The following is a 15976-nucleotide window of genomic DNA, read 5'->3' as shown; positions in this document are numbered from 1 at the left end:
AGCATGTCCATTCCAGGCATCGATGTGCCAGGCCTCGGTTGCGGCCTGGCCATTTTGCGTGAGGGTAGGCTCCTGCTCTACCGGCGCCTTCGTGCACCCGAAGCCGGCTCATGGAACATCGTCGGCGGCAAGGTCGACCATATGGAACGCGCCGTCGATTCCGCCCGCCGCGAGGCGGAGGAAGAATCGGGATTGACGATCGGCGCCGTCGAGCTTCTTTGCATTTCCGAACAGATCATCGCGGAGGAGCGCCAGCACTGGCTGTCGCTCATCTATGTGACGGAGGATTTTGCCGGCGAACCGCGCGTCATGGAGCCGGAGAAACTGCCGGAATTCGGCTGGTTTCCGCTCGATGCCTTGCCCTCGCCGCTCTCGCGCTTCGCTGCCGACGCAGTGAAGGCACTACGCGGCTCGATCAGAACCGCGCCGTCGCGCCGATGATGAAGGTACGGCCGCGGCCGTTCTTGACGCCGCCGTAGCTGTCCATCAGGCCGGCATTCGCCTTCATGTAACTCTCGTCGAAGACGTTCTCGATATTGACGAACACCTTGGCGTTCTCGTTGATCTGCCAGGAGGCGTGCGCGTCGAACAGCGTATAGGCGTCGAGCTCGAAGGCCATTTCCTGGTTGATATAGGCCTGCTTGCTCTTGCCGACATAACGCATGCGCCCGCCGACGGTGAGCGTTTCGTCCAGGAAGCGCATGCCGACGTCGATCGTCGCAAAATCGTCCGGCAGCCGGCCCGTATCGCCGCCGACGCCGGCAGCGGCACCCTCCGGCTGGTTGGTGTCGGCAAGCGTCAGCGAGAAGCCGGCGTAATACCGGCCGGCATCGTAGCCGCCTTCGACCTCAAGCCCCTTCATGAGCGTCGTTCCATCGACATTCACCCAGCGCGCAGCACCATCCTCGCCGATGTCATAGGTGATGTAGTCGCGGATGCGGTTGTGGAAATAACCGACCTTCAGCCAGGCGGTATCGCCGGGCGTCAACAGATCGTCCGTCGTCATGTTGACGCCGAATTCCCAGCCGCGGCTCTTTTCCGGCAAGAGGTTGGGGTTGTTGTTGACCGGGTCCGAGGAGCCGTCGAAGCTGTGGCCGCCCGGATAGAACATTTCCGCCGCCGTCGGCGGGCGCGACGTGTGGGCATAGGTCACATAGGGCTGCAGCCAGTCGAGCGGGCGCGCGGCAAGGGTGATCTTCGGGTTGACGTCGCCGCCATCGCGCGACAGTTCTTCCATCGGGCACGGCTGGCCATCGGCCGCGCAACCATTGGTGCCCGGCGCGTCGTAGCCGCTGATGCCCTCCAGCGACCAGTAATCGTAGCGCAGGCCGCCGGTCAGGTCGAAAATGCCGTGCGTGATCGTCGCCTCGCTGAAGACGCCGGCCTTGACCAGCGTTCCATCCGGATTGGCGCCGCGCTTGGCATTGCCCTCATATTGATCGCGGCTGTAGGCGCCGCCATAGGTGAGCTTCAGTTCGGTCTCGTCGCTAAGGTCGAAGCGCATGCGGTTGGAAATGTCGAAGCCCGTCGTCGTGTTGGTGCCCTTGCGGCCATCGAACGTGGTAACATTGCCGTTGCTGCCGTCGAATTCGAGATCGGTGATGTTGAGATAGGCGTTGATGCTGAGATCGATCAGGTCACTGCCGGGCTGGTAGGTATATTTCGCCGTATAGGTCTGGTTCTCGATCTGCCAGTTGTAGCCGGAGCTGCCGGGCAGGAAGTCGTTGCCGTACCAGATGGCGCCGAGCGCAAGCTTGTGATCGGAATCCGGCGAAAGGTTGATCTTGAACAGGCCGGATTTCGGATGCTGATCGCCGGCGAACGGATATGTCACGCCGTCGCCGTTGTCATAGGGGCTCTTCTTCGTGTCGCTGAGCGCGCCGACGATGCCGATCTCACCCTCACCGCCGATATCGGTGCGCGCTGCGCCCGTCAGCAGGCGGGAATAGTCGAAACCGTTCGTGCCGGCGCGCACCGAGGTCATCACGCCATAGTCGCGGCCGGGCAGCAGCACATCGTCGACATCGAGCGTGCGGAAATTGGCAGCACCCGCCAGCGTGCCCATGCCCTCGGCACCGGAGACCGCACCGCGCGTCACGTCGACGCCGACCAGCATGTTCTGCTCGACATAGAGCATGTTGTCGAACGTGCCGCCGTGGCCGGACAGGTTGCGAAAGGTCTGCGGCACGCCGTCGATCATGCTGTTGACGCGTCCCATGCCTTGCAGGCCGCGGATATTGACCGTGATGCCCGGCTGGTCCGACGGTTCGCGGGTGAAGGTGCCGGGCGAGGAGCGCAGCACCTGCGCGACGTCACCGGCGAAATCTTCCTGGATCTTGACGCGATCGGCCTTCGAAACCGCGGCCGGGATATCGATGATACCATCCCCGTCGCTGTCGCCTTCGATGTTGATCTGCTGGAGGTCCGTGGCGGCCGCATCCTGCGCCTTGACGGGTGCCGCGGTGGCCAGAAGCGCAAGCGCCATGGCCGTGCCCGCGAGAAGCGTCGACGCGGAAGAACGATCGTATGTCATGGAAACCTCACCGGACATTTCGTCCACGCAAACTCAAGCGTGAACCGTCCGGTAATGGACAACATGACAATACAAGTCAAGTTTGATTGCGGCGTTTTCCGGGCGGGCTTTTTATCGCGCGCGCAGCGCCGCCTCGTAGGCCCGGCGTACCCAGATCGCCATGACGTCGGGATCGTCGAGCGCCTCGTCGGGAATGGACCAATAGGGCATCTTCACCGGCTTGCCGCTCTTGCCATCGTAGTACCATTGCCGGCTGCCGGCGGCGGAAAAATCGGCCGCGCTTTCCTCGTCGGCCTTCAGCAGGATCTCGCCCTGCACTTCCAGCGCCAGGATGCGGCCCTCGTGATAGATGCCCTTGCCGCCGAACATGCGCTTGATCGTCACCGGCCCCAGCGCCTGGAACATCTCCTCGATCCCGTCGCGATCCATATCCTACCCTTTCAGAACGCCGCCGGCGGCCAGCACCGCCTCCGGCGTGTCGACATCGATATGCGCCGCCTCGCCGATCTCCAGGTCGACAATGTCAAGCCCGGCGCTTTCGACGATATGCCGCGCGCCGACATCGCCTTCCAGCGCGCGGATCGCGGCGAAGGTCGCGCGCGGCAGCACGACGGGATTGCCGCGCTTGCCGCCGGAAACCGCTCGCACGATGGCGTGCCCGCCGGCCGCGGTGAAGGCATCGAGCAGGAGGCGCACATCGGCGCCGGTGACATGCGGCATGTCCGCCAGCATGACCACGACGCCGTCGCAGCCCGGCCCAAGCGCGGAAATGCCGGCGCGAAGAGAGGTCGACATGCCCTGCGCGTGGTCCGGATTGCGCACGATATCGATTCTCAGCCCCGCAAGCTCCGCCTCGATCTCGTCTGCCCGATGCCCCGTGACGACCAGCACCCGCGCAGGTCTCGCCTCCAGGGCCGCTTCTGTCGAGCGGCGCACCAGCGCCTCGCCGTCGAAGGCGGCGAGCAGTTTGTGGCTGCCATTCATGCGGCTGGCGCGGCCGGCGGCCAGCACCAGCGCTGCGACGGACAGCGGCTGTTCCGGCCCGCGCAGGTCGCGCGGCTGCGGACGGGTCGGGATTTCCGCGAGAAGGCCGCCGACGCCCATTCCCGTTATCTCCACCGGCCCCGGATTCTCCCCGGCAAAGATGCGGGCGAGAATCCAGTCGAATCCGTTTTCCTTCGGGCTGCGGGCGCAGCCCGGTGCGCCGATCACCGGCACCGTGCCAACGCGGCCGAGAACCAGTAGGTTGCCCGGATCGACGGGCATGCCGACATGCTCCACCACGCCGCCCGCGGCGCGGATCGCGGCTGGGATCACGTCGTTCTGGTCGGTGACGGCGGAGGCGCCGAAGACGAGGACGAGGTCGTTGTCTGCGGCCGAGCGATGGATCGCCTCCGCAAGCGCGCGCGCGCGGTGCGGCACGCGCACCTCGCCCGTGAGCCGGCTACCGGACGGCTGTAGGCGCTGTTCGACGAGGCGACGGGTCTTGTCCATGACAGAGACCTTGAGCGTCGGCAGCTCGGTCGCGACGAGGCCGACGCGGTGCGCCGCGAAGGGTTTGACCTCCAGCGCCCGGCTGGTCGCCATGACGGCCGCGGCCTTTCGTGCAAGATCGCCGGAAACGGCAAGCGGGATGATCTTGATCGTCGCCACCATGTCGCCGGCCGCAACGCTGGCATGGTCCGGCAGGGTGGCGACGGTGATTGCCGGATCGACCCGGTTGAACCGGTCGATCGCCGCCCGGTCGGCGACAAAAAGCCCGTTCGCCGTCGCATGCAGGTTGATGCGGCCGGTCGCGGGCGGGGTGAAGGTCAGATGGTCCGGGGGGATCGCCGCGGCAATCAGCGATGCCGCCTCGTCCTCGCCGATATCGCCCGTTTCGAGCCGCACGGCGATGATGGTTGCGATGCCGGCCACGACCAGCGCCTGCCGGTCCTCCGCCGTCACCACATGCCCCTTGTGCAGCGACAGGCCCTCGACCCGCACGCCATGCGCCAGACGCGCGCCGACAGAATCGGCAACCGGGACCTCGCCGAAAATCATGGTCCGGCACCGAGCAAGGGCCGGCGGCGCAGATGCGCGACGATATCCGCCAGAATGGCGACGGCGATCTCCGCGGGGCTCGCGGCGCCGATATCGAGGCCGATGGGGGCGGAGATGCGGGCGATCGCCGCCTCGCCGTGCCCGAGCGCTGTCAGGCGTTCGACACGCTTGGCATGGGTCTTCCGGCTGCCGAGCGCGCCGACATAGAAACAGCCGGTGGCCAGCGCCTGCGACAGCGGAAAATCGTCGATCTTCGGATCATGCGTGACGGCGACGAGCGCCGTATAGGCATCGAGCGGCCGCGCCTTCAGCACATCCTCCGGCCAGTCGGCGACGAGGTCGATGCCGGCAAAACGCTCTTCGGTAGCAAAGGCCGTGCGTGGGTCGATGATGGTGATATCGAAACCGGCGACCTTGGCCATCTGCGCCAGCGCCTGGCTGATATGGACCGCGCCGATGACGACGATGCGCGCCGGCGGCAGGTGCACGTTGAGGAAGAATTTTCGGTCCTCCGCCTCCACCACGCCGGATTTGCCGGACCGCAGGGCGCTTGCGATCGCTTCGCCGAGCGGTCCCGCAACCGGATCGCCTTCGCGGATCACGCGGTCGCGCCCGTCGCCGAGATCCGTCAGGTGGATGACGGCGCGCCGCGCCGTGCGTTCCGCATTCAGCTTGCGCAGCAGGTAGGGATCCATCAGCCGATACGCTCCACATAGACGCGGATGCGCCCGCCGCAGGAGAGGCCAACGCGCCAGGCGGTCTCGTCGGCGACGCCGAATTCCAGCATGCGCGGCTCACCCTCGGAAATGACCTCCATCGCCTCGCCGATCACCGCCCCCTCGACACAGCCGCCGGAAACGGAGCCATGGAAATTGCCCTCGCCGTCGATGACCAGATGGCTGCCGACGGGGCGCGGCGCCGAGCCCCAGGTCTCGACCACGGTGGCGAGCGCCACCATGCGCCCGTCGTCCATCCAGCGTTCCGCGATGGTCAGCGGGTCGAGCATATCGTTTGCGGTTGCGTTCATCTTCACCTCCTCATGCCACCGGCAGGAAACGCCGCGGGTCGCCGGCACCACGCGGGGCAGCGCCAGAAAGCGCTACGACCAGGTCGGCCATGGCATCCAGATTGTGCACGGGCCGCAGGTCATCCACATGCGGCAGCATGGCACGCACCCCACGCGCCCGCGCCTCGAAACCCTCGAAGCGCAGCAGCGGGTTGAGCCAGATCAGCCGCCGGCAGGAGCGGTGCAGCCGGTCCATTTCCGTTTCCAGCAGTTCGATGCCCTCTCGCTCCAGCCCATCGGTGATGAGCAGCACGACAGCGCCCTGCCCCAGCACGCGGCGCGACCACAGCCGGTTGAACTCCTTCAGCGTCTCGCCGATGCGCGTGCCGCCGGACCAGTCGCTGACCGTCTGGCTGCACGCCTCGACGGCGAGATCGGGATCGCGATGGCGCATCGGGCGGGTGACGTTGCTGAGCCGCGTGCCGAACAGGAAGGCATGCATGCGGCGTCGATGGTCGGCGAGCGCATGCAGGAAATGCAGGAAGATGCGCGTATACTGGCTCATGGAGCCGGAAATATCGGCGAGCACGACGAGCGGCGGATGCACGGTCTTCGGTTCGCGATGGCGCGGCAGGATCAGCGCGCCGCCGGTGCGCATGGCGTGGCGCATCGTGGCGCGGGCATCGATCGCCACCGGCCGGGTGGAGCGGCGAAAGCGGCGCGTGCGCACCTCGTCCATCGGCAGCACGAGGTTGGAGATGGCGCGCTTGGCTTCGGCAAGCTCCGCCGCCGTCATCTGCGCGAAATCCGTGCGGCGCAGCACCTCGCTGCCGGAAGCGGTGAAACGGGCATCGATCTCGATATCCGGCTCGTCGCGAAGACGCTGCTCCTGCCGTCCGAACAGCGCATCGGACACGCGGGTCTCGCCCGCCTTGCGTTTCTCCCGCTCCTCATGCCGCGTGACGACCGGCGACATCAGCGCGATCATTTTCCCCACAAGGTCGCGCGCCCGCCAGAACAGCCGGAAGGCCTCGTCGAAGACGGCGTCGTCCTCATGGCGCTTGACGAGCGTCGCATGCAGCGCCGTGTAAAACTCCTCGCGGTCGCCGATGCCGATCGCCTGCACGGCCTCGATGGCGTCCGTCACGGCCGCCGGCCCGATGCGCAGGCCGGCCTTGCGCAGCACGCGGGCGAAAAACACGATATTGTCGGCAAGCCGTCCATCGACGGCGTTCGAAACATCGCTTTCCGCCGCCATCACCATCGCTCAGCCCGCCGCCGCCAGACCGGCCTTGACGTCGTCGAGCAGCTTGCGGCCCTCCGCGCCGTCGATGCGCGCAATATCGTCCTGGTATTTGAGCAACGTGCCAAGCGTGTCGGCAACGGTCTCCGGATCGAGCGCCACCCGGTCGAGTTCGGTCAGCGCCGTCGCCCAGTCGATGGTTTCGGCGACGCCCGGATTCTTGAAGAGATCGAGCACGCGCAGCTTCTGCACATAGGCGACGACCTGGCGCGACAGCGTGTCGTTGCAGCCGGGCACCTTGCGGCGGATGATCTCCAGCTCCTGGGCCGCCTGCGGATAATCGACCCAATGATAGAGACAGCGCCGCTTCAAGGCGTCGTGCACCTCGCGCGTGCGGTTTGTCGTGATCATGACGATGGGCGGCTCGGCGGCGCGGATCGTGCCGAGCTCCGGCACCGTCACCTGGAAATCGGAAAGCACTTCCAGCAGAAAGGCCTCGAAGGCCTCGTCGGTGCGGTCCAGCTCATCGATCAGGAAGATGGGCGCACGGCCGTCCGGCGCGGAAAGCGCCTGGAGCACGGGGCGGCGGATCAGGTAGCGCTCGGAGAAGATATCGGCCTCGATGCGGCCGCGGTCGGTGGTGCCGGAGGCCTCGGCGAGGCGGATCTCCAGCATCTGCGCGGGATAGTTCCACTCGTAGACCGCCGAGGAAATATCGAGCCCCTCGTAACATTGCAGCCGGATCAGCGGGCGGTCGAGCGAGGCGGCCAGCACCTTGGCGATCTCCGTCTTGCCGACGCCGGCCTCGCCTTCCAGGAACAGCGGCCGCTTCATGCGCAGCGCGAGAAACAGCACGGTGGCGAGCGAGCGCCCGGCGAGATAATTGCCGGCCGAAAGCATCTCCACGGTTTCATCGATCGATTGCGGGATGTGTCCGCGCTGGTAAACCACGCCGCTCCTCCGTTCCGGAGGTCGAACTTATAGCGTGTGGTAGCCCCGGTCCATATAGAGAAGCGCCGGTTTGTGCTCGCCGGTGGAAATGCCCATTACCTCGCCGATCAGGATCATGTGCGTCGCCATGACCTTCAATTCGACGAGCCGGCAATCGAAGGCGGCGCGTGCATCCATCAGCACCGGCGCGCCGGTCACCAGCTCTCCCCAATTGCCCATGGCGAAGCGCTTTTCAGACGTCATCGCCGGATCGCGGCCGGAAAAGGCATTCGCGAGTTCGACCTGGTCGGCCGAAAGCGAGTTCAGCGCGAAATGGCCACTCTTGGAGAAGATCGCATTGTTCGGGTTGGAGGCGTTGAGGCAGGCGAGGACCATGGCCGGATTGTCCGACACCGAGCAGGCGGCGGTGATCGTCACACCGCGCTTCTCGCCCTCGTGCGCCGTCGTCACGATCTGCACATGGCCGGCATAGCGGCTCATCGCATCGCGGTAGAGCGACGGGTCCAGCATCAATCTGTCCAACACGGCATTCTCCTTCAACACAGGAGATACATGGCGAAAGTGAAGAAAAATGTAAGCCCCGTCGTCGAATTTTCCTGTCCTGCCAGAGACAAGCGGAAATTGCGACGATATTTTCTTTGACCCCGCCGGTGCGGCCCTTACAAAGGGCATCATCGCGATCCATGGATTGAGAATGAAGACCTTTTTCTTCGCCAGCCTCATCGGCGCCTCGGTGTTTTCGGCCCTGCCGGCGACGGCCGCCGGCCTCACCTTCGCCGTCGTCGCGCCCGCGGACGGGCCGCTCGCGATTCTCGGCCAGCAGGTGCGCGATGGCGCGCGCTTTGCGGCGGAGGCGAATGGCGACACGATCGTGGAGATCCCGGAAGCCTGCGACGAGACCGACGGCGACGAGATCGCCAAGCAGATCCTGGCCGCCGACGCCGTCGCCGCCGTCGGCTTCCTCTGCACGGAAGGGCTTGCGGCCTCGCTGCCGGCGCTCGCCGAAGCAAAGGTGCCGGCCATCACGCTTTCCGTACGCTCGGGCATTCTGATGGAGGATGCGCTGAAGAAGAACTGGCCGCTCTTCCGCCTGGCGCCCGGGCCGAAGGCAGAGGCCGACAAGGCGGTCGAGATCATCACCCGCGACTGGAAATCCGAACCCTTCGCCCTCATCGACGACGGCACGATCCATGCCCGCGAGCTGGTCGAGGCGATCCGGCTGCGGCTGGAGGAGGTCGGCATGAAGGCCGTCTTCGTCGATACCTACCGCCCGGCGCAGGAACAGCAGCTTACCCTCGTGCGCCGCCTTTCCCAGACCGGCGTCACCCATGTCTTCGTCGGCGGCGACCGCACGGACATTGCGGTGATCGCGCGGGATGCGAAGGCCGAAAAGGTATCGCTGGCGCTGCTCGGCGGCGAAGCGTTGCTGGGTGCCGATCCCAGCGTGCCGATGACCGACGGCGTCGAGGCGATTGCGCTGCCGGACTATGGCGCGCTGCCGGAAGGCCAAGCGGTCGCGGCGGCGATGAAGGCGAAGGACATTTTTGCGGAAGGCTACGTGCTGCCCGCCCACGCCGCTATTACCGCGCTTGCAACCGCGGCGGCAAAGGGTGGCGACCTTCCGCAAAAACTCGCCGGCGGCAGTTTCGCGACGGCGATTGGCACGGTCGCCTTCGGCGCGGACCATGAGCTCGGCGACAATCCCTACCGCCTGCTTGTCTGGCGCGGGGGTGCCTTCGTGCCGGCCGGGACCGCGCCTGAGAGCGAATAGATGAAGCCTGGCGCGAAAAACAGCATCACCGATGTCGCCGGCCTGAAGGTCGGCAATGCGACGGATCATGCCCTGCGCTCCGGCGTCACCGTCGTCGTCTGCGAAGAGCCATCCACCGCCGCGGTGCAGGTGCTCGGCGGCGCGCCGGGAACCCGCGAGACCGATCTTCTGGAGCCGCACAACACCGTGCAGACGGTCGATGCCATCGTGCTTGCCGGCGGCTCGGCCTTCGGGCTCGATGCCGCGTCGGGCGTTCAGGCGGGGCTGCGCGAGGCCGGACGCGGTTTTGCCGTCGGGGCCTTTCGCGTGCCGATCGTGCCTGCCGCCATCCTGTTCGACCTGATGAATGGTGGCGACAAGGACTGGGGGCGCTACCCGCCCTATCGCGAGCTCGGCTATGCGGCGCTGGCCAATGCATCCGCCGATTTCGAGACCGGCAGCGTTGGCGCCGGCACCGGCGCGCTCACCGCGACCGTCAAAGGCGGCCTCGGCTCGGCCTCCAGCGTGCTGGAGGGCGGCTTCATCATCGGCGCGCTGGTGGCGGTCAATGCGCTCGGTTCGGCGACCATCGGCGATACAAGACATTTCTGGGCGGCCCCCTTCGAAGAAGGAGACGAGTTCGGTGGCCTCGGCCTGCCGGCACCCTTCCCAGCGGATGCCCGCGTGCCACGCACCAAAATGTCACGACGCCCGACGGGGGTGGAAAACACCACCATCGCCGTGATCGCTACCGATGCGGTGCTGAGCAAGGCGGAGGCCAAGCGGCTGGCGATTGCCGCCCATGACGGCTTTGCCCGCGCGCTCTGGCCGGCGCACACGCCGCTCGACGGCGACCTCGTCTTCGCGCTCGCCACCGGCGGCAGCGGCCGCACGCCGGCCACGGAGGACTTCATCGCGCTCTGCGCCGCCGCCGCATCCACCATGGCCCGCGCCATCGCTCGCGGCGTGCACGATGCGGTGCCGATGCCCGGCGATGTCATGCCAAGCTGGTCGATGCGGTAAATTCGCCCGTTGTTCGCCCTCACCCGGAATGGTATGGCGACGGCAAAATCCGTGCCCCACATCCTTTCTCAAGGAGCCTGACATGACCCTTCCCATCCGGATCGCGCCCTCCATCCTCGCCGCCGACTATGCGAAACTCGGCCAGGAAGTGCGCGACGTCGTCGCGGCCGGAGCAGACTGGATCCATCTCGACATCATGGACGGCCATTTCGTGCCGAACATCTCCTTCGGCCCGGATGTCATCAAGGCGCTGCGCCCGCACACCGACGCCTTCTTCGACTGCCACCTGATGATCGCGCCTGCCGACCCCTATCTCGAAGCCTTTGCCAAGGCCGGCTGCGACAGCATCACGGTGCATGCCGAGGCCGGCCCGCATCTCGACCGCTCGCTGCAGGCGATCAAGGCGCTCGGCAAACGTGCCGGCGTGTCGATCAATCCCGCGACGTCGGAAAGCGTGCTCGACTATCTGCTCGACAAGATCGACCTCATCCTCGTCATGACGGTCAACCCGGGTTTCGGCGGCCAGAAATACATTCCGTCGATGCAGGAGAAGCTGCGCCGCGTGCGTAAAATGGTCGGCGACCGGCCGATCGACATCCAGGTCGATGGCGGCATCGCGGTCGATACGATCGCGCTGCCCGCCGCTGCCGGCGCCAATGTCTTCGTCGCGGGTTCCGCCATCTTCAGCGGCGGCCATGTTGACGCCTATCGCAAAACCATCGACACTCTGCGCAGCAATGCGGAGGGTGCGCGGGCGTGACGGTTTTCGGAAGGGCGGCGGTCGCGCTGCTCGCCTCCCTGCTGGCGGCGGCCGGCGCATCGGCCGGCGACTTTGCGAGCTACCAGACGCTCGGCTTCTCGCCGGATGGAAAGGTCTTCGCCTACGAGGAATTCGGCGTCCAGGACGGCTCGGGCTTCCCCTATTCCAACCTCTATTTCATCGACACGGAGAAGGATTCCTTTCTCTCCGGAACGCCGATCCGCGTGCGCATCGATGACGAGGAGGCGGACCTCGCCAAGGCGCGCGCCGAGAGCTTCGGCAAGGCGAAAAGCCTGATCGAACAGCACAAGGTGCTCTCCAATCCCGGCGTGCTCGCAGCCTTCAACCCGGTCGGCGAAGTGGGCGTCGATCGCAAGCGCCTCGAATATCTGCAATATGCCATCGAACCGACGCCCGGCGACAGCTTTGCGCTGGCCATCGACGACATCCCGCTCGAGATTTCCGATCGATGCCGGGACCTGGTGATCGAGGGCGGCAAGGGTTTTCGCCTGAAGCTCGTCAAGCGCGACGGTGCGGCGGCCGATGAGGTGCTCCACGAGGACACGCGCGTGCCGGACAGCCGCAACTGCCCCCATTCCTACCAGATCTCCGGCGCCGTGACCTTCAGCCCGCTCGGCGCCGATCCGGTCCATGTCGCGCTGGTGCTCGTGCGCAGCTTCGGCTTCGAGGGCAGCGACGGTCGCTGGATCGCCGTTCCCTTCCGGCCTTGAGCATGGAACTTGCGGCAGGCACGACGGGCGCAGCTTTCCGCGAACCGACTCCAATCCTGCCCGCCCTGCCGCTGCATTTCGGCGGCGCCGTCGGCTGGGGACTGCTGATGGCAGTCTGCGCCTATGTCTCGCTTGTGATGCAGGGGCGCGCCGAGACCTTCCACCTCGATACGATCCTGTCCATCTATGCCGCCGGCGGCCTTGCCGCTTGGCTCATCGCCTTGCCGATGGCCCGCCTGCTGACGCGCCGCCGCAACGTCGAGACGCGTTTTGCCGCGCATTTCGCGCTGCTCGGCCTCGGCACCGTCGCCTTGACCGCCTTCTGCTTCGCCATGGATTACCGGCTGTTCTATGCGCAATGGCACCAGCCCTTCGGCACGCGCATCTGGGCCTACCAGTTCGTCTTCACGTCGCTCGGCGCCTGCTACCAGTTCCTCGTCATGGGCCTCGGGCTCTACCTGCCGGCGGGATTGCCGCTGCTTGCGGGCGCCAGCCTGTGGCTCGCGCGATGCATGCCCGCATACATGCGTTGAGCTTGCCGGCCATCTTTGCTAAAGCGGCGGCAACGCCCACCTGAGAAAGTCTTGAGCCGATGATCCCCCGCTATTCCCGACCGGACATGGTCGCCATCTGGTCGCCCGAAACGAAGTTCCGCATCTGGTTCGAGATCGAGGCACATGCCTGCGACGCGCTGGCGGACCTGGGCGTCATCCCGAAATCGGCGGCCGAGACCATCTGGGAAAAGGGCGGCAAGGCGGAATTCCACGTCGCCCGCATCGACGAGATCGAGGCCGTCACCAAGCATGACGTCATCGCCTTCCTGACGCATCTCGCCGAATTCGTCGGCCCGGACAGCCGCTTCGTGCACCAGGGCATGACGTCGTCCGACGTGCTCGACACGACCTTCAACATCCAGCTCGTGCGCGCCGCCGATATCCTGCTCGCCGACATGGACCGCGTGCTGGCCGCGCTGAAGGCCCGCGCCTTCGAGCACAAGGACACGATCCGCATCGGCCGCAGCCACGGCATCCACGCCGAGCCCACGACGATGGGCCTGACGCTCGCCCGCTTCTACGCCGAGATGGACCGCAACCGCGCCCGCCTCGTCGCAGCCCGCGCCGAAATCGCCACCGGCGCGATCTCCGGCGCCGTCGGCACCTTCGCCAATATCGATCCGCGCGTCGAAGAGCATGTCTGCGCCAAACTTGGCCTGACCCCGGAGCCGGTCTCCACGCAGGTCATCCCGCGTGACCGCCACGCCATGTTCTTCGCCGTGCTCGGCGTCATCGCCTCGTCGATCGAGAATGTCGCAATCGAAATCCGCCACATGCAGCGCACGGAAGTGCTGGAAGCCGAAGAGTTCTTCTCGCCGGGCCAGAAGGGCTCGTCCGCCATGCCGCACAAGCGCAACCCGGTGCTGACGGAAAACCTGACGGGCCTTGCCCGCCTGGTGCGCATGGCCGTGACGCCGGCGATGGAAAACGTGGCACTCTGGCACGAGCGTGACATTTCGCACTCCAGCGTCGAGCGCGCCATCGGCCCGGACACGACGGTGACGCTCGACTTCGCGCTGAACCGGCTTGCCGGCGTCATCGAGAAGCTGGTGATCTACCCGGACAACATGCTGAAGAATCTCAACAAGTTCCGCGGCCTGGTTCATTCGCAGCGCGTCCTGCTTGCCCTTACGCAAGCCGGCGTTTCGCGCGAGGACGCCTACCGCCTCGTGCAGCGCAATGCGATGCGGGTCTGGGAACAGGGCAAGGATTTCCTGGAAGAACTGCTCGCCGACACGGAGGTACGCGCCGCCCTGTCCGAAGAGCAGATCCGCGAAAAGTTCGACCTCGGCTACCACACCAAGCACGTCGACACGATCTTCCGTCGCGTCTTCGGCACCGTCTGACATCGATCCCCAAACGTGCCGGCGAAGCCCCTTCGCCGGCCGGAAACTCTGTATTAGACTTCCCTTGCGTGCAATGCCGCACGCATCCTGGGGGCTGAACATGAAGTTTCTTGCTGCCGCATTTTGTTCTGGAATTGCTCTGGCCGCGTCATTCGCCGGCACCGCGCAGGCGCAAACGCCGCAATCCATCGTCGAACTGCTGAAGGCCGGCTACGACATCATCAACGTGGCGCCGATTTCCGAAAGCTACGCGGTCTTTCTGCAAAAGGACGACGGGGTCGTCGTCTGCCAGATGGGCTTCAACGACGGCGCATTCTCCACAGACAAGTGCTATCCGTTGACCAAGTGAGGGCCAGAAACGGCGATGGCGCCAATGGCGCCATCGCCCCCCTCTGACGGGCGGCCTTGCGCCCTCCTCCTGGCGCTCGTTCCACCCGCGAACGTTCTATTGCGGCTCGTCGACCACGATCTTGCGGTAGAGATGCCAGGTGGCATGGCCGAGGATCGGCATGACCACGGCAAGGCCGACGAAGAGCGGCACCGTGCCGATGATGAGCAGCGCCGCGACGATCAGGCCCCAGCAGGCGATCGGCACAGGGTTGACCAGTGTCGCCCTAAGCGACGTTTCCATCGCCGAGACGGCGCCGACATCCCGGTCAAGCAGCATCGGAAAGGCGATGACGGTCGTCGCCAGCACGACGAGCGCGAAGCAGAAGCCGATGGCATTGCCCGCCAGCATCAGCAGCAGCCCGTTTTCAGAACTGAAGATGGAGGCGAGGAACAGGGCAAGCGACTGCGGCGGCTCCGGCCCGAACAGGTTGGTATAGAGGATCTGCGCGAAGACGAGCCAGGCCACGAAAAGCGCCATCAGCATGGCGCCGACGGCAAGGATGGAGGGCAGCGCCGGCGAATGGCGCACCTCCAGCGCATGGCGCCAGGACGTGTCCATCCCGCGCTCGCGCCGCCGGCTGATCTCGTAGAGGCCGATGGCGAAGAAGGGACCGAGCAGCGCGAAACCGGCGATCAGCGGAAAGATCAGCGGCAGCAGGTTGGCGCCGGAACTCCAGGTGACCAGCACGACGCCCGAAATCGGATAAATCAGGCTGAGGAAGACATAGTGCGAGGGTTTTGCGCGAAAATCGTCAAAACCGCGCGCCAATGCATCCCACACGTCGGACAGCCCGATCCGGCGGATCGCCGGACGCGCCACCACGCTGTCTGGGCCTGCCATCACATGAAAAGTCGCCATGATCACGCCTCCTTGCCGGTTTGAAACCGTCACGGCCCGTGCGCGCGTGGAGGGCAATCGTCCGCCAGTACGGCCGGCCGTCATTGCATCGAAGATGGCAGATTATACACCCGGGCGGCGATTTGTCCTCCCCTCTTGACTTCAGGACTTCGTGAACGCACATGCGACCGCATGAAAGCGTCAGAAGCAGAAATTCTCATCGTTCCTGGCTACACCAATTCCGGGCCGGAACACTGGCAGAGCCGCTGGCAGAACAAGCTCGGCTCGGCGCGCCGCGTCGAGCAGGCCGAGTGGTCGAAGCCCGTGCGGGAAGACTGGGTCCAGCGCGTGGTCGAGGAAGTGGCGGCAGCGACTAAGCCCGTCGTCCTCGTCGCCCATTCGCTCGGCGTCGCCGCCGCCATCCATGCTGCGCCCCATTTCGGCAACAAGGTCGCGGGCGCCTTCCTCGTGGCGCCGCCGGATGTCGCCAACCCGGACATCCGCCCGAAACACCTGACGACCTTCGGGCCTTATCCGCGCGAGCCGCTGACCTTCCCGTCTCTGGTGGTCGCCAGCCGCAACGATCCGTTCGGCACCTATGAACATGCAGACGATATCGCCGCCGCCTGGGGTTCGCTGCTGCTCGATGCCGGCGAGGCCGGGCATATCAACACGGAATCCGGCCACGGCCCCTGGCCGGAGGGCACGATGGTCTTCGCGCAGTTCCTGAGCCGCCTGAAGGCCCCCGAATGAAGCTTTTATGACGAAGGTGGTATTTCGTCATTAAGAGGAATTTCATAGAAATCCT

At 65.7% G+C, this 15976-nt stretch carries 18 protein-coding genes; 9 read left to right on the top strand and 9 right to left on the bottom strand.

The features are described from left to right. The first annotated feature begins 3 nt into the window (after window positions 1-3). Entirely contained in the window at window positions 4-441 is a 438-nt protein-coding gene (locus tag GB927_RS06010; RefSeq protein ID WP_256115747.1) for an NUDIX domain-containing protein, read from the top strand. On the opposite strand, the gene GB927_RS06005 is transcribed toward GB927_RS06010, so the two are convergent. The 8 genes from GB927_RS06005 to GB927_RS05970 form a co-directional block, all read right to left on the bottom strand. Beyond that, complete coding sequence (locus GB927_RS06005; RefSeq protein ID WP_256115746.1) at window positions 416-2533, bottom strand: TonB-dependent receptor domain-containing protein; 2118 nt, start codon at window positions 2531-2533, stop codon at window positions 416-418. The genes GB927_RS06010 and GB927_RS06005 overlap by 26 nt on opposite strands. 111 nt (window positions 2534-2644) lie before the next feature. Beyond that, window positions 2645-2962 (bottom strand): TfoX/Sxy family protein, encoded by a 318-nt coding sequence (locus GB927_RS06000; protein WP_256115745.1) that lies wholly within the window; start codon window positions 2960-2962, stop codon window positions 2645-2647. 3 nt (window positions 2963-2965) lie between these two features. Further along, complete coding sequence (locus tag GB927_RS05995) at window positions 2966-4576, bottom strand: NTP transferase domain-containing protein (protein WP_256115744.1); 1611 nt, start codon at window positions 4574-4576, stop codon at window positions 2966-2968. Next, a complete protein-coding gene (locus GB927_RS05990) occupies window positions 4573-5271 on the bottom strand; it encodes an XdhC family protein (RefSeq protein ID WP_256115743.1) in 699 nt (232 codons plus the stop codon). Before GB927_RS05990 ends, GB927_RS05995 begins: the two co-directional genes overlap by 4 nt. Continuing rightward, window positions 5271-5603 carry an XdhC family protein gene (locus GB927_RS05985; protein ID WP_256115742.1) on the bottom strand — a complete coding sequence of 111 codons (333 nt, stop codon included), beginning with the start codon at window positions 5601-5603 and terminating at the stop codon, window positions 5271-5273. Before GB927_RS05985 ends, GB927_RS05990 begins: the two co-directional genes overlap by 1 nt. A 10-nt stretch (window positions 5604-5613) precedes the next feature. Next, window positions 5614-6840, bottom strand: coding sequence for a vWA domain-containing protein (locus tag GB927_RS05980; protein WP_256115741.1), 1227 nt, complete (start codon window positions 6838-6840; stop codon window positions 5614-5616). A gap of 9 nt (window positions 6841-6849) precedes the next feature. After that, entirely contained in the window at window positions 6850-7725 is an 876-nt protein-coding gene (locus tag GB927_RS05975; protein WP_256116178.1) for an AAA family ATPase, read from the bottom strand. A gap of 78 nt (window positions 7726-7803) precedes the next feature. Further along, window positions 7804-8286: a flavin reductase family protein gene (locus GB927_RS05970; protein ID WP_256116177.1), complete on the bottom strand. Its 483-nt coding sequence runs from the start codon at window positions 8284-8286 to the stop codon at window positions 7804-7806. A 184-nt stretch (window positions 8287-8470) separates the two neighbouring features. On the opposite strand from GB927_RS05970, the gene GB927_RS05965 reads away from it, so the two are divergent. From GB927_RS05965 to GB927_RS05935, 7 genes are all read left to right on the top strand, one after another. After that, window positions 8471-9547: an ABC transporter substrate-binding protein gene (locus GB927_RS05965; RefSeq protein ID WP_256115740.1), complete on the top strand. Its 1077-nt coding sequence runs from the start codon at window positions 8471-8473 to the stop codon at window positions 9545-9547. Then, window positions 9548-10549, top strand: a complete 1002-nt coding sequence (locus GB927_RS05960) for a P1 family peptidase (protein ID WP_256115739.1) — start codon at window positions 9548-9550, stop codon at window positions 10547-10549. A gap of 82 nt (window positions 10550-10631) precedes the next feature. Next, a complete protein-coding gene (gene rpe, locus GB927_RS05955; RefSeq protein ID WP_256115738.1) occupies window positions 10632-11309 on the top strand; it encodes a ribulose-phosphate 3-epimerase in 678 nt (225 codons plus the stop codon). Beyond that, window positions 11306-12040, top strand: a complete 735-nt coding sequence (locus GB927_RS05950) for a DUF2259 domain-containing protein (protein WP_256115737.1) — start codon at window positions 11306-11308, stop codon at window positions 12038-12040. Before rpe ends, GB927_RS05950 begins: the two co-directional genes overlap by 4 nt. Window positions 12041-12042: 2 nt before the next feature. After that, window positions 12043-12573: a hypothetical protein gene (locus tag GB927_RS05945; RefSeq protein ID WP_256115736.1), complete on the top strand. Its 531-nt coding sequence runs from the start codon at window positions 12043-12045 to the stop codon at window positions 12571-12573. 59 nt (window positions 12574-12632) lie between these two features. Further along, window positions 12633-13940, top strand: a complete 1308-nt coding sequence (gene purB / locus GB927_RS05940) for an adenylosuccinate lyase (protein ID WP_256115735.1) — start codon at window positions 12633-12635, stop codon at window positions 13938-13940. Window positions 13941-14040: 100 nt separating this feature from the next. Then, window positions 14041-14289 (top strand): hypothetical protein, encoded by a 249-nt coding sequence (locus GB927_RS05935; protein WP_256115734.1) that lies wholly within the window; start codon window positions 14041-14043, stop codon window positions 14287-14289. A gap of 96 nt (window positions 14290-14385) precedes the next feature. Here the strand turns inward: GB927_RS05935 and GB927_RS05930 are convergent, their stop codons facing one another. Further along, window positions 14386-15189: a DUF2189 domain-containing protein gene (locus GB927_RS05930; protein ID WP_256115733.1), complete on the bottom strand. Its 804-nt coding sequence runs from the start codon at window positions 15187-15189 to the stop codon at window positions 14386-14388. Between the two features lie 171 nt (window positions 15190-15360). Between GB927_RS05930 and GB927_RS05925 the strand changes: the two genes are divergently transcribed. Continuing rightward, window positions 15361-15921, top strand: coding sequence for an RBBP9/YdeN family alpha/beta hydrolase (locus GB927_RS05925; protein WP_256115732.1), 561 nt, complete (start codon window positions 15361-15363; stop codon window positions 15919-15921). Window positions 15922-15976 lie beyond the last annotated feature (55 nt).

It is taken from the genome of Shinella lacus (assembly GCF_010994755.1).
Classification (GTDB): Bacteria; Pseudomonadota; Alphaproteobacteria; order Rhizobiales; family Rhizobiaceae; genus Shinella; species Shinella lacus.
This window is presented reverse-complemented; position numbering and strand designations above follow the sequence as displayed.

Excerpts from the sequence above, each read along its gene's own strand:
- GB927_RS06010 (WP_256115747.1), top strand. The coding sequence starts at position 4 with ATGTCCATTCCAGGCATCGATGTGCCAGGCCTCGGTTGCGGCCTGGCC.
- GB927_RS06005 (WP_256115746.1), bottom strand. The coding sequence starts at position 2,533 with ATGACATACGATCGTTCTTCCGCGTCGACGCTTCTCGCGGGCACGGCC.
- GB927_RS06000 (WP_256115745.1), bottom strand. The coding sequence starts at position 2,962 with ATGGATCGCGACGGGATCGAGGAGATGTTCCAGGCGCTGGGGCCGGTG.
- GB927_RS05995 (WP_256115744.1), bottom strand. The coding sequence starts at position 4,576 with ATGATTTTCGGCGAGGTCCCGGTTGCCGATTCTGTCGGCGCGCGTCTG.
- GB927_RS05990 (WP_256115743.1), bottom strand. The coding sequence starts at position 5,271 with ATGGATCCCTACCTGCTGCGCAAGCTGAATGCGGAACGCACGGCGCGG.
- GB927_RS05985 (WP_256115742.1), bottom strand. The coding sequence starts at position 5,603 with ATGAACGCAACCGCAAACGATATGCTCGACCCGCTGACCATCGCGGAA.
- GB927_RS05980 (WP_256115741.1), bottom strand. The coding sequence starts at position 6,840 with ATGGCGGCGGAAAGCGATGTTTCGAACGCCGTCGATGGACGGCTTGCC.
- GB927_RS05975 (WP_256116178.1), bottom strand. The coding sequence starts at position 7,725 with ATGCTTTCGGCCGGCAATTATCTCGCCGGGCGCTCGCTCGCCACCGTG.
- GB927_RS05970 (WP_256116177.1), bottom strand. The coding sequence starts at position 8,286 with ATGCTGGACCCGTCGCTCTACCGCGATGCGATGAGCCGCTATGCCGGC.
- GB927_RS05965 (WP_256115740.1), top strand. The coding sequence starts at position 8,471 with ATGAAGACCTTTTTCTTCGCCAGCCTCATCGGCGCCTCGGTGTTTTCG.
- GB927_RS05960 (WP_256115739.1), top strand. The coding sequence starts at position 9,548 with ATGAAGCCTGGCGCGAAAAACAGCATCACCGATGTCGCCGGCCTGAAG.
- rpe (WP_256115738.1), top strand. The coding sequence starts at position 10,632 with ATGACCCTTCCCATCCGGATCGCGCCCTCCATCCTCGCCGCCGACTAT.
- GB927_RS05945 (WP_256115736.1), top strand. The coding sequence starts at position 12,043 with ATGGAACTTGCGGCAGGCACGACGGGCGCAGCTTTCCGCGAACCGACT.
- purB (WP_256115735.1), top strand. The coding sequence starts at position 12,633 with ATGATCCCCCGCTATTCCCGACCGGACATGGTCGCCATCTGGTCGCCC.
- GB927_RS05935 (WP_256115734.1), top strand. The coding sequence starts at position 14,041 with ATGAAGTTTCTTGCTGCCGCATTTTGTTCTGGAATTGCTCTGGCCGCG.
- GB927_RS05930 (WP_256115733.1), bottom strand. The coding sequence starts at position 15,189 with ATGGCGACTTTTCATGTGATGGCAGGCCCAGACAGCGTGGTGGCGCGT.
- GB927_RS05925 (WP_256115732.1), top strand. The coding sequence starts at position 15,361 with ATGAAAGCGTCAGAAGCAGAAATTCTCATCGTTCCTGGCTACACCAAT.